The organism is Balneola vulgaris DSM 17893, from assembly GCF_000375465.1.
Lineage (GTDB): Bacteria > Bacteroidota > Rhodothermia > Balneolales > Balneolaceae > Balneola > Balneola vulgaris.
Window position 1 is genome coordinate 24,617 of the sequence record NZ_AQXH01000004.1, and the last position, 15,214, is coordinate 39,830.

Genomic DNA, 15,214 nt, shown 5'->3' on the forward strand with positions numbered 1-15,214 from the left:
AAGCCTCTCATTCTAAATAGAAGAGAGGCTTTGCTCAGAAACTTGATGATCTATCAATAATCACGATTTGGTTTGGTTAAAGCACGAATGCTTCCTCCTTCAACCGCTTGATTGAATGCCGCCACATCTACATTGATGAGACGCTCATATTCTTTTCGAAGAATAATCCAGGCTGCATTTAAATCGGTTGTGCGCTTATACGCCGCTTCAACAGGTCGACCTTCTGCTCCACCTGAAATATACCCATCAGGGCCCGTGGCAAATTTATACAACTCTAAGAATTGATTATCGATGCGTGGCGGGAAACGAATAGGATCTTGTCCACTTTCGTTCTTCGTTTGATGCAGCTTCTGCTGATAGTTAGAAAGCTTGGCTTGGAGTTCTTCGCCCATTTTCTGGATGCTTGGATCCATACCACTATCCTTTGCTCTATCTGCAATCCATGCTAATTGCTCTTTAATGGATTCAATGTCACGAAGCACATTCTGAATTTGATTAATTGAATCACGTACTTGCTGTGAAAACTCAAACTGAACGATGTAATCTTCTTTGGTTACATCGGTTAAGCGAGGGTCGTTTAACACTTCGAAGCTTTGAGTAATAGATTCACGTCCATTTTGCATACGTACTCTATAAGTTCCAGGAGGTGCTTTAATTCCGCCCGTAAAGCCCCAAACAACGGCACCTTCAACCATGTCTGGCCCTGGATAGGTTAAACCCCATACCAAGCGCTGCATACCTGCTTTAGGCTTAATTAAGGTGGTGCCAGGCTTTTTAGCAAGAGCCGAGTCCATAGTAAACGTATGTACGATGCGATTTTGATCATCTAAAACTTCTAGCGTTACTTCGTCTGCTTCTTTTGTGTAGTAATGAATGGTTGCCCCATGAGGTTTAGACGCTGGCGCGTACTCGCCACCCGGTCCCATATCATTTACACGGTAAGCATCTCGTGGCTTGAATAAGTAGCTACTTTCGTTAGCAACACGGCTGTTTAACTCTCTAAGAGGTGTCATATCATCTAGAATCCAGAACGAACGACCTTGCGTTGATAAAATAAGGTCGCCATGAGCTACCTGAATACCACTTACAGGTGTAACGGGTAGATCTAACTGAAATTCTTGCCAATTATCGCCGCCGTTAAAGGAAACGAATAATCCGAATTCGGTACCTGCGAACAGGAGTCCTTCTTTTTCGGGGTCTTCCTTCACTTCACGTACAGGATGTTTTTCAGGGAATCCACTTTTTGGCCCCGAAATTAACTTCCAGCTTCTGCCATAGTTTTCGGTTTTGTAAATGTAGGGCTCAAAATCATCCAAACGATATCTTTGAGCTGCTAAATACGCCGTTCCTTTATCGTGTACCGATACATCAATATTCTCTACAGTTGCAAGTTCAGGCAAGTCCTTAGGAGTGATGTCCGTCCACGTCTTTCCTTCATCACGAGTGATATGAACGCGTCCATCATCGGATCCAGTCCAAATCTCATTTGCATCATGAGGAGAAACCGTGATGGCAAACAGGGTATTATAAATTTCAACACCGGTCATATCATGGTTAATCGGCCCACCTGCATATTGTTGATGTGCTGGATTATTAGTGGTTAAATCTGGACTGATTTTCTCCCACGTTTTCCCGCCATCGGTAGTTTTGCTTACGTATTGCGAACCATGAAATACCACATTCTCATCATGGGGAGAAACCACAATAGGAGACACCCATTGGAATCTATATTCTAAGTTCTTGGCTGCTTCACCCAATTGTAGCTGAGGATATTCAATCATATTTCGAACTTGCTTGGTTTTATGATCATAGCGATCGATCACACCACCATAGCACCCTGAATAAATCACATCTGGGTTATCAGGATGTAGAGCTACAGGTCCCGTTTCACATCCACCTACACTATACCAGTGCTCTTTTGCATGAACGGTATTATTGGAACTCCACGCCGGTACACTGATGGTACTATTGTCCTGCTGTGCGCCATACAACCTATAGGGGAATCCATTATCTACAACTACTCCATACAGCTCTGCCGTAGGTTGGTTGTAATAGGTAGACCATGTTTTACCGCCGTTTGAGGTTACTTGAGCACCCCCGTCATCGGCTACTACCATTATGTTCGTTTTTTCAGGGTGAATCCATAAATCATGTACATCCCCATGAGGAACAGAAATACCTTCATAGGTCTTTCCTCCATCCACTGAACGATACATGCCGGTATTTAACACATACACCGTGTTTTCATCTTTTGGATCGGCTACAATATGTGTGTAGTACCAAGCGCGTTGGCGTAGTTTATTTTCTTTATTGATGCGCTTCCATGTTTTCCCAGCATCATCAGAGCGATATACACCGCCTGCAGGTTCCGCCTCGATTATGGCCCACACTCTTTTAGGATTAGCCGGAGATACGGTTACACCAACTTTACCAACTACACCTGTTGGCAGGCCACCCGATAGCTTATTCCAGTTCTCGCCACCATCGATTGTTTTATACACGCCCCCTTCATCAGCACCGCTAATCATTGTCCATGGTTTACGCTCAGCCCTCCACATCCCAACGTAAATTTCACGTGGGTTCGATGGGTTCATAGCAAGCGATACTGCTCCGGTACTATCTGATAAGAAAAAAATCTGCTCCCAGCTCTCTCCTCCATCTTTACTGCGGTAAACGCCACGCTCTTTATTCTTACCGAAAGCATGACCTAATGCCGCTACATATACCAAATTTGGATCTTGAGGGTGCACCACTACATCACCAATCTGACCAACATCGGGTAGACCTATAAACTCCCAATTCTCACCACTATCGAAAGATTTATAGATTCCTTTTCCAGCAGAAACATTTCCTCTTAAACAAGCGGAGCCTGTTCCTGCATAAATGATATTTGGTGAAGAAGGCGCGGCATCAACGGCACCAATTGAAGAGACATCAAATTGCCCATCCGTTAAATTATGCCAGTAATGTCCATAGTCATCACTCTTCCAAACGCCCCCGCCTGTAGTACCCATAAAGAAGGTTATATTGCTCCCGTCTTTATTTGGCACTGCGGTTACTGCGGTTGAACGCCCACCTCTATATGGTCCCACATTTCTAAACGAAAGCCCTTCATAGAGCTTTTCATCATATAATTGATTTTTGTCCTTTTGTTGTGCGTTTGCCCAATCTGAACTGCCCATAACTGAGAGCAGTAAAGCCAATAAGCACGCACTTATCCTTGTGCATTTATTCATGTACTTCCCTGTGTTAGTTTACTTTATTACTTCTGCCCTTGTTGTAGTGATGTGAGGGCGAGGCTAAAACATACTATAAGCGATTGAGTTTTCGTACTGCTAGCCTTGGCTTTACAATTTTTAATGATTAGAAGAATGGGAAGTACATTTCATTTACTCCGATCAGGCCTCCTTCTATCCGATGGATAACCCAAACGTGGATTTAATTTCCATCACTAGGAATTATTTTTAGAAACTGAAACCGTAAAGCTTCCTCATCTTTCAGCATAATCAGTTCGCCCTTCTTTGTGGAACCTAAAATTGCACCAGGGACTTTTACTTCTCCTAAATAATCAAAGGATTCTTTATTAAAAACAGCCACTATATGTTCGCTCTCATTGAGCGCCCTTCTTTTTTTATATACCCCGCTGTCATTTCGATACACTAAAAATAAATGGTGCTCATCATGAGAAAGATGCAGGCTAATACTCTGCTCTTCAGATAAATATCGAGCCCATGATTGTGAACTATAACTCATTGAAATGAACTTATCTGAGACCTTAAATAAAGGAGGTGTGATTTCTGTTGAGCCTAAGTGATTGCCCGAATGAATGGAAAATGCTTGAATTTTCGGTGTCTTTCCCTGAACGGTATAAATTACTCCGTTTTCACAATCCAGTGAGTATGTCGTTTCCTGTAATATATCATCCCGACCATCAAAATAAGGATCGTAGCCTCCTAAGGTATCTATCAAAGAAAAAGCCGTATCAAAAACAGCTATTGTTGGTACTGAAGGTAGGGTTGGCTTTCTAATTAACTGAACTCCTGAGAACCATTTCTCTTTACAAAATGATATGCCCCTAGATGTAATTGATACACCTTGATTAAACGTATAATCGAATAGCTGAACAGCTTCGGTTTCAGAGTTATAGAGTTTAAACTTTCCCAATTTCTTGTCTAAGATCAAAATGGCAGCAGAATCTTTTGCTCCAAAAAACCGCGAGGATAATATCTCTTTAGGTCCTCGACCCTTTTCCCCAATCTTTCTTACAAAATTTCCATCATAATCAGTTATTACTACTCCAATACTTGATCCATAATTGGCAAATAGTAGTTCATCTACTTCTGGATTGTCTACTACTTGAGTGTACATGCTTAACAAATGCTCTTTTGTTGAGTCACTCAAAACAAAATCATTAGTTGTAATAATTTCTGGGTCCTTTATTTCATTCGTACAACCCAAAACTATCGAAATCAATAAAAGGAGTGGTATTCTATAATCACTCATTCGTCAGGTATCCATTTAATATTCTGATTATCTGCATGTGTTTATCCCGATTTTCTTCAGACCCCCTCTCTGTTCTACCCCTAACTCCCCCCAAGCTTAATTTAGAACTTTGCATCAATTGTAATTCGTATATATTAATAAATAATAAATGTTTATCTTTGTTTAAATATGTTAATGAAAAGTTTATTCTATTTGATGAATGGTTGAACTCATCATTCAACCTACAGTTTATATCGTTTTCGCCACATTCTATCTTTTGATGACGCATTCCCCACAACGGATATAAATAAAAACTTTATCCACATTACTGTTGATAACACAATAATAATCCCGTATTTTTATCGGCTCTGAATTAAGCGGAGAAATCCTGAGTAACCATGTTTGAAAGTTTATCCTCAAAATTAGACAAAGCCTTTCAGCACCTTAAAGGTGATGCACGTATAAGTGATGTTAACATCGCAGATACGGTGCGTGAAATACGCCGTGCTCTATTAGATGCGGATGTAAACTATGAGGTTGCCCGCCAATTCACGAAAGAAATTCAGGAAAAAGCACAGGGCGAAGACGTTCTTGCCAGTGTAAATCCAGGCCAACAGTTCACAAAGATTGTGTTCGACGAGCTTGTTACTACATTTGGTGGAGAAAAGTCGGATATAGCCACTGCGCACACTCCCCCCACTGTAATTCTTATTGCAGGTTTACAAGGATCGGGTAAAACTACCTTCACTGGTAAATTAGCTCGTTACCTCAAGCAGGAGCATAAAAGGAATCCTCTTCTTGCTGCCGCCGATGTTTATCGCCCTGCTGCCGTAAACCAACTTAAGACTCTGGCCTCTGAAATTGATGTGCCGGTATACTCTATTGAACAACAAGATGCTGTTCGCGTAGCTAAAGAAGCTGTAGCGATGGCAAAAAGTTTGGCAATGGATACCGTAATCATTGATACTGCTGGTCGTTTACATGTGGATGAGGAAATGATGAATGAGGTTGCGGAAATTAAGAAAGCCGTAAATCCTCATGAAATCTTGTTCGTTGTTGACTCCATGACCGGTCAGGACGCGGTTAACACGGCAAAAGAGTTTAACGAGCGTATTGATTACGACGGTGTAGTTTTAACTAAGTTGGATGGTGACACCCGTGGTGGTGCTGCCCTTTCCATTAAAACCGTTGTAAACAAACCCATCAAATTTGTGAGTACTGGCGAAAAGCTAGATGCTCTTTCCCCTTTCTATCCCGATCGTATGGCACAGCGCATACTTGGGATGGGTGATGTGGTTTCGCTAGTTGAAAAAGCTCAAAAAGAATTTGACGAGGAGGAAGCTCAACGCCTTCAAAAGCGTATTAGCTCTGATAAATTCAATCTCGAAGATTTCCTCGATCAAATTCAAAAGATCAAGAAGATGGGAGATTTCTCCGATCTTGTTTCTATGATCCCCGGCGCCAGCAAAGCATTGGAAAATGCAGATATCGATGACGATGCCTTTAAGCCTATCGAAGCGATTATCTATTCAATGACGCCGGAGGAGCGTCAGGACCCAAGTGTACTAAACGGAAGTCGAAGACGACGTATAGCCGCCGGTTCTGGCACTACTGTCCGTGAGATCAATGATCTCATTAAACAGTTCGAACAGATGAAAAAAATGATGAAGACCATGTCCAAAATGGGAAAAATGGGACGTGCGATTCATGGATTGAAAAACCTGCCTATAGGTAGGTAACACTTTTATACAAAACTCACTGGAGAACAACATTGATTAGAATCAGACTTCAAAGAAAAGGTCGTAAAAAACGTCCTATCTATCATTTAGTAGTTGCTGACAGCCGCAGTTCACGTGATGGTCGCATCATCGAACAAGTTGGTCGTTACGACAACGTAACAGAAAAGAAAGAAGTGGTACTCAACGAAGACCGTATTATGTACTGGTTGGAGACAGGTGCACAACCTTCTGACACTGTTCGCAAAATCCTTCGCAACGAAGGCATCCTTTACAAACGCCACCTTATGATGTGGGGCAAAAGCGAAGAAGAAATCGAAGCTGCCCTCACTGAATGGAGAGCTTACCGCGATTCAAAATTAGAAGACAGCACTTCTCGTAAAGACAAGTACAAGTCTATCTTAGACGCAGAAGAGAAGGAATTCAAACAACAAGTAGAAAAGAAAGCTAGTGAAGCTGCTAAAGAATTAGCAACTGAAGACGAAGCTGAAACTGAAGCGGAAGCTACAGAAGAAGCACCGGCTGAAACAGCTAGCGAAGAAGTTGCTGAGGAAGCAACCGAAGAGACTACTGAAGAAGCTCCTGCGGAAGAAAAAGTAGAAGTAGCTGAAGAGCCTGCTGCCGAAGAAGAGACCACTGAAGAAGTAGCAGCAGAAGCTGAAACTACTGAGGAAGAAACCACTGAAGAGCCTGCGGAAGAAGAAAAAGCGGAAAAGAAAAGCGAAGAAGCTGCCTCTACTAGCGGAACTTCGGAAGACATGACCGCTAAAGAAGCGATCGATCATATCCGTGATAACGATATGGCTGCTCTTGAAGGTTTTGTAACCGACGCTGAATCACGTAAAACCGTGCTTGCAGCTTGGGAATCTAAGCAGTCTGAAGGATAAAAAATCCGGCTCCCATGAATCAGGAGGCCAATACACAACCCTTTACTAAGATCGGGCAAATTGCTCGCTCTCATGGACTCAAAGGTGAGTTAAAAGTCGATTTAGACTTTAACGACCCTGAATTCCTCAATGAAGTAACGCTCGTGTATTTGCAGAACGATCGTGGAGATTATTTCCCTGCTCGAGTCTCTGGCTTTAGAGTAGAGAAAAAAGGAAGTAACAATTCGTTCTTTGTACAATTTGACCACATCGCTGATCGATCAGCTGCTGAAGCCTTAAGAGGTCGAAGGATCTTTGTAGAAACTTCGTTAGCTGAAACAATCCTAACAGATGAATCTGAAGAGCTATCATTGGTAGACTTCAGAATTATTGATGAACATGAAAATGAAATCGGATTTGTACTAGACGTCATGGATATTCCAGGCAACAATCTGATTTCAGTGTCAACAGGTAGGTTTGAACTTTTAATACCTCTTGTTGATGAATATGTGAATAGCATAGACTGGGATGATCAAACGATATACTGCCAACATTTAAACCGACTAGAAGAGGGCCTGTATGATGAGGATTGACATAATATCTGCAGTACCACCATTACTAGACGGTCCATTGGATCACAGTATTGTTCACCGGGCTAAAGAAAACGGCTTAGTGGAAATTTTTAAGCACGACCTCCGCGATTACACGGAAGACAAGCATAAAAAAATCGACGATTACCCTTATGGCGGAGAAGCAGGGATGGTGTTAACACCCCAGCCCCTATTTAGTTGCATCGAGCACCTAACTTCAGAACGCAGCTATGACGAAATCATCTTTACAGCACCCGATGGTGAGACATTCAATCAAGAGGAAGCCAATAAGCTTTCATTGAAAGAAAACATCATCATTGTATGCGGGCATTATAAAGGAATTGATCAGCGAGTACGCGACACGCTAATCACCAAAGAGTATACCATTGGTGATTATGTACTATCAGGGGGAGAACTTCCAGCTATGGTTATCACAGATGCTATAGTTCGGTTAATTCCCAATGCCATTGGCGATGCTGGTAGTGCCTTAAGCGATTCATTTCAAGATGGTTTGTTAGAAGCCCCGATATATACGAGGCCTGCAAGCTTTAAAGGAATGGAAGTACCTGAAGTTTTACGATCAGGAGATCATAAAAAAATTCAGCAGTGGAAACTTGAACAGTCTATATCTAAGACCAAAGAACGAAGACAAGACTTGTACGAAAAATTTAAGAAAGATTATTAACGGCTGATTCGTCAGCAAACAAACAGAATCATGGATAAGTTAAAACTTATAGAACAAACAATAGTTAACGATGAACTGCCGCAGTTCACTGCAGGTGATACTGTAAACGTTCATTACCGTGTTCGCGAAGGTGAAAAAGAGCGTATTCAGCAGTACGAAGGTGTTGTAATTAACGAACGCGGAAGCGGAGCTAACAAAACATTTACTGTTCGCAAAATTAGTAATAACGTAGGTGTTGAGCGTATTTTCCCATTATACTCTCCGTTTATTGCTAAAATTGATGTTAAGCGTCGTGGTAAAGTGAGACGTTCTAAGTTGTTCTACCTACGTAACCTAACAGGTAAAGCAGCTCGTATTAAAGAGCGTGATACTCGCGGAGAAAAGAAGTAATTCTTCTTTTGCCCCGTATTTGAACTTAAAACCCGGCGTTGAATCGGATAATACGATTATGCGCTCGGGTTCCTTTTCAAAAGATAAAATCACTTTTCGATGAACATCATTCTATTCGGCCCTCCAGGTGCCGGCAAAGGTACTCAAGCAAAGTTACTTCAGGATAAGTACGCAATTCCGCACCTGTCTACAGGGGATATATTCCGTACGGCCATTAAAAACCAGACCCCACTAGGCGTTAAAGTAAAAGCGATTCTAGATAATGGGAAATTGGTACCTGATGAAACCGTTGTTGATCTTGTTGCCGATGAATTAAAAGATGAGAAGTACGATAACGGCTTTATTCTTGATGGATTCCCAAGAACGGTTCCACAAGCTGAAGCCTTTGATACCATCGCAAAAGATCAGAACAAAGCTATTGACGCCTTTGTTGTTCTCACAGTACCTGAAGAAGAATTGATATCACGTATCTTATCTCGTGGCCAAGGCCGCGCCGACGATACCGAAGAAAAAATCAAAACTCGTTTAGAGGTATATCATACAGAAACCGAACCCGTTAAAAATCATTACGACGCTAAAGGGGTTGTAAAAGAAATTAATGGCATCGGTACTATCGATGAAATATTTGAACGTATTACTTCTTCAGTAGAGAAATAAAGGTGTTTTCAATCACATTTAAAGCCTCATCAATTATTGGTGAGGCTTTTTTTATTTGGCCCTACTTTTAAATAGCTTCTATTCAACGATTTTGAAAACCCTCTTCATTCGCAAACGCCACACAATGAGCTATACAGGTAGATCCAAAAAAGGCATTAAGTCATTACAATGGGGTATTAGTTTATCCATCATCGGAGCGCTTGTTGTTTTATTAGCTGGCTATGGTTACCAATGGGGTTGGTGGCATTTTAGGCTTGGCTTTCAGATGATTCCTTGGGCCACAGGTACTACGGTTGTAGGTGGACTCATTACAACTTTTGGTTTTATCAGAGCTAAAAAAACAAAAACCACTTTAACCGTTTTAGGTACTATTAGTGTAATAATAGCCCTAGGTGCACTCTTCAATATTGGGTATTGGTATTTGGAAGTAGAAAAGGGCTACCCACCCATCCATGATATAACCACAGACATTCAGAATCCTCCAGCTTTTGTAGCAATTGCCCCTCTTCGTGCGGATGCTCCAAATCCTGTTGAATATGCTGGCATTGAAACCGCTATGAGCCAGCAGTCTTATTATGGGGATTTATCAGGCATTGAAAGCAACCTTCCTTATGATGAAGCCTTTGATAAAGCATTGGCCACTGTTGATGAAATGCCTTGGACTTTAGTTGAAACGAACAAGGAAGAAGGCCGAATTGAGGCTTACGAAAAACTCGCTTGGTTTGGCTTTATTGATGATGTAGTGATTCGAGTAGATACCACCAATACCGGGAGCATTATCGATATACGTTCTAAATCTAGAATTGGTAGAGGTGACCTAGGAGTGAACTATAAGCGCATCGAAGCATTTAAAAATGCTTTTAAAAAATAGATACGCCCGTTTTTGTAGTAAGTCGTTCTAACACTTCCATACCCAATACTGAATTCCCTGCTTTATTCAATTTAGGGCTCCATACTGTAATGCTGTAATGTCCTGGGAAAACGGCTGCTATTCCTCCGCCAACCCCACTTTTTCCCGGTAAGCCCACTTTAAAGGAAAACTCCCCGGCCTGATCATAGAACCCACAGGTTAACATTATCGCACTAAGACGTTTTGATTGGGATGCAGTTAAGATCATCTCACCCGATTGCACCTCTTTACCATGGTTAGCATAAAGCAAGAAGGTTTGGGCAAGCTCTTGACAACTCATTTCAATGGAACACATGTAGCAATAGAAATCTAATACGTCTTCTACGAGGTTATCTAAATTCCCAAAAGACTTCATAAGACTAGCCAGGGCGACGTTTCTGTAGCCTGTTTCCTTTTCCGATTCAGCTACTTTTTCATTGTAGTTAATGGATGAGTTCCCAGATAATCGTTTTACAAACTCAAGAAACTCGCTTTTGGGGTTCTTTAGCACACTAATAAGAACGTCAGATATGACTAAAGCACCTGCGTTTATTAGCGGATTCCTTGGCACTCCTTGTTCATATTCTAGCTGAACTAAGGAATTAAAAGGATTCCCTGAGGGCTCAACACCAACGCGTTTCCATAATTTCTCTCCTAGTATTGGGTAGGCCATAGTAAGCCCAAAGACCTTGGCTATACTTTGAATAGAGAACTTCTCATCACTATCTCCAAAGCTACAGTGTTCATTTTGTAGGGTACAAAGATGTATGCCAAACTTATTCTCATCAACAGTAGCTAATTCAGGTATATAGGTAGCAGTTTTACCGCCGAATTTCTTTCCTTCAAGCTCTGATACAATTTCTTTAATTACTGCGCTGTAATCCATTTCAATCTAGGATGTAATTCTTTGCTATTTCATTGAATTCATTGACTTCCGAGCGTATCCAATCAGAATCTTTACCTAACTCATCGGCCATAATAGTGGCTACTTTTTCAGCCATTTCAACACATGCTTTGGCATTCAATAGAAGGGCTCGTGTTCTGCGTGATAAAATATCCTCTAATGTCTGTGCCATTTCATTTCGAAGTGCCCAAATCACTTCACCTACTACAAAAGGCAGCGCAGGGTGAAGCTTCTCTTTATAACTCTCATCCTCTTCAAGCAAAGCATCAAAAGCCACTCGATCAGATCCATAAACAGAATGAGCATCGCTACGATCTACATTTTTAAGCCAACCATGTATTCTAAGATTCTTAGTGCCCGACTTTTTAAACTCTAGTCCGGCCACAACCGATGCTTGATCAATGGTATCCTCAGCCATCTTTCGGTAGGTAGTCCATTTACCGCCTGCGATAGTTACCAAGCCTGATTCAGACACTTGTAGATGATGGCTCCTTGATATTTCTGAAGTATTCTTAGCATCAGCAGGTTTAACCAACGGACGCAACCCAGCAAATACACTTTGCACATCCGATCGCTCAGGGTTTTTAGCTAGATATTGTTTGGCATGGCGTAATACAAATTCAATTTCTTCCTCTAAGGCCACCGGCTCAAGACTTGGTTTATCAATTGGGGTATCTGTAGTTCCAACTATTGCTTTACCATGCCAAGGCACTGCAAAAAGTACACGCCCATCATCGGTATGAGGAACCATGATAGCAGCATCACCTGGTAAAAACTCTTTGTCGAGTACTAGGTGTATACCTTGAGCACATTGTATCATATTTTGATGGCCTTGGTCATCCATCTTAAGAATACTGTCTGAAAATATTCCCGTGGCATTTACGACCACTCTAGCGTTTATCTTAAACTCTTCTCCATTGATATGATCTTGTGCTACTAGCCCTTCTACAAAACCTGATCCATTCTTTATAAGACTCTTTACCTTCATATAATTAAGTGGAATAGCGCCTTCATCAGCTGCCGTTTGGGCTAGATTAATGGCTAAACGGGCATCATCAAATTGTCCATCATAATAGATAACGCCTCCTCTAAGTCCTTCTGGCTCAAGTGTGGGTATCTTTTCAAGCACCTCTTTTTTCGTCAGACTTTCAGACTTCTTGATGCCAAGCTTTCCTGCTAAAGCATCATATACTTTCATTCCTATACCATAGAAAGGTCCGTTCCACCACTCGTAACTTGGAACAATAAAGGATTGATGGCTCACCAAATGAGGCGCATTTTGAATCATTAAACCTCGCTCGTGCAATGCTTCAATCACAAGCGATACATCCCCTTGCTGCAGATACCTAACACCACCATGCACGAGCTTTGTACTTCGGCTTGAAGTGCCCTTTGCAAAATCAGCCATTTCCAACAATAGGGTTTTATACCCTCTTGAAGCGGCATCAACGGCACAACCTAAACCCGTTGCCCCCCCACCTACAATCACGATGTCCCAATAATCATTAAACGACCGAACTTGATCTACATACTCTGCTCTATTCATAATTTGTATTCGATGGGTGTTAATCTATCCAGTTTTTACTCTTACCAACGGCTTGGTTCCATTTTTTCATTCGTTGGTCCACTTCATCATCCTTCATGCTTGGGGTGAACTTCTTTTCTTCTTTCCATAGTCGTTGAAGTTCTTCAGTTGAATCCCAAAATCCTACGGCTAATCCCGCTAGGTATGCGGCTCCTAATGCAGTTGTTTCCAAAATCTCCGGTCGTACTATGGGTATGCGTAAGATATCTGATTGAAACTGCATCAATAGATTGTTTCCTGTCGCGCCTCCATCTACTCGTAGTTCTTTTATCTCGATGCCTGAATCTGCTTCCATAGCTAGCAACACATCTCTTACTTGATATGCTATGCCTTCGAGTGCCGCTCGTGCTATATGTCCAGCGGTGGTAGCACGGGTTAACCCATAGATTGCTCCTCTGGCTTTTTGATCCCAATGTGGAGCTCCTAAACCTGCAAATGCTGGAACCATGAACACGCCTCCGTTATCCTCTTCGGTTTCAGCAAGGGCTTCTATATCCGATGATTTTTCTATGATACCCAAACCATCTCTTAACCATTGAACCACGGCTCCGGCTATAAATATGGATCCTTCTAAGGCATACTCTACCTTCCCGTTGATACTCCAGGCAATGGTGGTTAATAGCTTGTTTTCCGACTCTATGATTTCCTCTCCGGTATTAAACATGATGAAAGAACCGGTACCATAGGTGTTTTTGAGCATACCGGGCTCTAAACACATCTGTCCAAACAATGCCGCCTGCTGATCGCCTGCTATTCCCGTAATAGGGAGTTCTAATTTTGAATCCATTAGAACAGCTTTTGCAATGTCTGCACTTGATTCAACAACTTCAGGTAACATTGCCGACGGGATTTCCATCAATTCCAGTAGTTCATCATCCCATTTCTTCTCACGGATGTTATAAAGCATCGTTCTAGAAGCATTGGTCATATCAGTTACATGAGACTTCCCCTTTGTTAGATTCCAAACCAACCAACTATCAATGGTTCCAAAAGCTAGTTTGCCTTCATCGGCTTTTTCTCTAGCTCCGTCTACATTTTCTAAGACCCACTTTACTTTAGTGCCCGAGAAATAACTATCTACAATTAATCCTGTTTTCTTTTTTATGGGTTCAACCCAACCATCCTCTTTTAAAGAATCGCAATAATCGGAGGTTCTTCGGTCTTGCCAAACAATGGCATTATAAATGGGCTTACCCGACTCTTTATCCCAAACAACCGTGGTTTCTCGTTGATTGGTAATTCCTATAGCCGCGATTTCATTACCGTCGATATCATTTTCAGATAAAGCGGTATGGATTACCTCTTGTTGAGTATGCCATATTTCTTCCGCATCATGCTCTACCCAGCCATCATTTGGGAAGTGCTGTTTGAACTCCTTTTGTGATAAAGCAACGATCTTTCCTTTATGATCAAATATAATGGCTCGAGAACTCGTCGTCCCTTGATCTATCGATAGAATATATTTTTTCTCAGCCATTTAGCTTTAGTTTTGAATTACTCTTCGATTTGTGAGGTCATACTTTTGACCTTCTTTCAACATATAAAACTCTCTCGATCCTTCTGGCAACTGATATACCGTATCTCTTTCGGCCGACCATCGGGTACCATCGTACATCACTACATAGCTTTCGCCAATTACTTCAAACCAATCTCCATGTACTACTATTCCCGTGTTTTCGTCTAAACCTATACCTAACAACTCGGGTTTATGATCTAGAATTTCAAACATATCAAACTGGCGATTACGAGCGAATAGGTGCTGATCTATGGCCACGTTTGTTAAGAATCCCAGCCCTTCTTCATGATCGCCCATCATAACTGTATTTGTTTGAGTATCGCCCCTTGCTAGGTAGGAACCTTGTATGGTTGCCCCTGCAGAAGACCCTGCAACAACTCCGCCACGCTCTAAGAGCTTATTAAATTCTTGATGTGCTTTAGTGTTTAAAAAACCATCTGCAATACGCCATTGTCGACCGCCCGTAAACCATACACCCGTCGCTTTTTTTATAGGAGCAATGAAATCCTCTCGGTTTGCAACCGTGGGATCTTCTGTATTCAATACATGAATGTTTTTTACTCCCATTTGTATAAAAGGAGCTTTTAACCGCTCATAATTAGGATCTCTTCGCTTTATATTTTCTTCGCCCTGAGCTGTTGGCACAATGATAATGGTAGCATCCTTTCCTCCAGCATATTCAATGAATTTTTGGCGGAATATTTCTGAGCGTGCCGACCCACCAATAATAATAAGCTTTCCATTCTCCGGTCCTTTTGTAATGGACTCTTGAGAAGTACTTTGAGCTTGTGTAGCACTAGGGTTCAATCCCAGTACGAGAAAAGAAGCAATAACAGCTTTTAATAGGTTCTTCATAACATCATTAATTTTAGTTTTGGATAAGATGTTTCAAAAAAAGCAGAACCTAAAACTAA

Annotated in this window: 13 protein-coding genes; 7 read left to right on the plus strand and 6 right to left on the minus strand. The window is 41.6% G+C overall.

From position 1 onward, the window contains the following. Positions 1–53: 53 nt before the first annotated feature. A complete protein-coding gene (locus B155_RS0109600; protein WP_040368445.1) occupies positions 54–3,236 on the minus strand; it encodes a WD40/YVTN/BNR-like repeat-containing protein in 3,183 nt (1,060 codons plus the stop codon). Between the two features lie 202 nt (positions 3,237–3,438). Next, positions 3,439–4,503 (minus strand): 6-bladed beta-propeller, encoded by a 1,065-nt coding sequence (locus tag B155_RS0109605; RefSeq protein ID WP_018128052.1) that lies wholly within the window; start codon positions 4,501–4,503, stop codon positions 3,439–3,441. Positions 4,504–4,880: 377 nt separating this feature from the next. On the opposite strand from B155_RS0109605, the gene ffh reads away from it, so the two are divergent. The 7 genes from ffh (at position 4,881) to B155_RS0109645 (ending at position 10,277) form a co-directional block, all read left to right on the plus strand. Further along, complete coding sequence (gene ffh, locus B155_RS0109615) at positions 4,881–6,221, plus strand: signal recognition particle protein (RefSeq protein ID WP_018128054.1); 1,341 nt, start codon at positions 4,881–4,883, stop codon at positions 6,219–6,221. A 32-nt stretch (positions 6,222–6,253) separates the two neighbouring features. Then, positions 6,254–7,105: a 30S ribosomal protein S16 gene (gene rpsP / locus B155_RS14085; RefSeq protein ID WP_018128055.1), complete on the plus strand. Its 852-nt coding sequence runs from the start codon at positions 6,254–6,256 to the stop codon at positions 7,103–7,105. A gap of 14 nt (positions 7,106–7,119) precedes the next feature. After that, positions 7,120–7,677 (plus strand): ribosome maturation factor RimM, encoded by a 558-nt coding sequence (gene rimM, locus B155_RS0109625; protein WP_018128056.1) that lies wholly within the window; start codon positions 7,120–7,122, stop codon positions 7,675–7,677. Continuing rightward, on the plus strand, positions 7,667–8,359 hold the full coding sequence (trmD, locus tag B155_RS0109630; protein ID WP_026167304.1) for a tRNA (guanosine(37)-N1)-methyltransferase TrmD: 693 nt from the start codon (positions 7,667–7,669) through the stop codon (positions 8,357–8,359). Before rimM ends, trmD begins: the two co-directional genes overlap by 11 nt. A 30-nt stretch (positions 8,360–8,389) precedes the next feature. Then, complete coding sequence (gene rplS / locus B155_RS0109635) at positions 8,390–8,749, plus strand: 50S ribosomal protein L19 (RefSeq protein WP_018128058.1); 360 nt, start codon at positions 8,390–8,392, stop codon at positions 8,747–8,749. A 99-nt stretch (positions 8,750–8,848) separates the two neighbouring features. Beyond that, positions 8,849–9,406, plus strand: coding sequence for an adenylate kinase (locus tag B155_RS0109640; protein WP_018128059.1), 558 nt, complete (start codon positions 8,849–8,851; stop codon positions 9,404–9,406). 124 nt (positions 9,407–9,530) lie between these two features. Next, positions 9,531–10,277 carry a DUF1499 domain-containing protein gene (locus B155_RS0109645; RefSeq protein ID WP_018128060.1) on the plus strand — a complete coding sequence of 249 codons (747 nt, stop codon included), beginning with the start codon at positions 9,531–9,533 and terminating at the stop codon, positions 10,275–10,277. On the opposite strand, the gene B155_RS0109650 is transcribed toward B155_RS0109645, so the two are convergent. The 4 genes from B155_RS0109650 to B155_RS0109665 are packed head-to-tail and all read right to left on the minus strand — an operon-like array spanning position 10,267 to position 15,155. Continuing rightward, entirely contained in the window at positions 10,267–11,181 is a 915-nt protein-coding gene (locus tag B155_RS0109650) for a glutaminase (RefSeq protein ID WP_018128061.1), read from the minus strand. The two genes, B155_RS0109645 and B155_RS0109650, sit on opposite strands and share 11 nt — an antisense overlap. Before the next feature lies 1 nt (position 11,182). Beyond that, positions 11,183–12,745, minus strand: a complete 1,563-nt coding sequence (locus B155_RS0109655; RefSeq protein ID WP_018128062.1) for a glycerol-3-phosphate dehydrogenase/oxidase — start codon at positions 12,743–12,745, stop codon at positions 11,183–11,185. Positions 12,746–12,764: 19 nt separating this feature from the next. Continuing rightward, a complete protein-coding gene (glpK, locus tag B155_RS0109660; protein ID WP_018128063.1) occupies positions 12,765–14,261 on the minus strand; it encodes a glycerol kinase GlpK in 1,497 nt (498 codons plus the stop codon). Between the two features lie 6 nt (positions 14,262–14,267). Beyond that, complete coding sequence (locus tag B155_RS0109665) at positions 14,268–15,155, minus strand: cyanophycinase (protein ID WP_018128064.1); 888 nt, start codon at positions 15,153–15,155, stop codon at positions 14,268–14,270. Positions 15,156–15,214 lie beyond the last annotated feature (59 nt).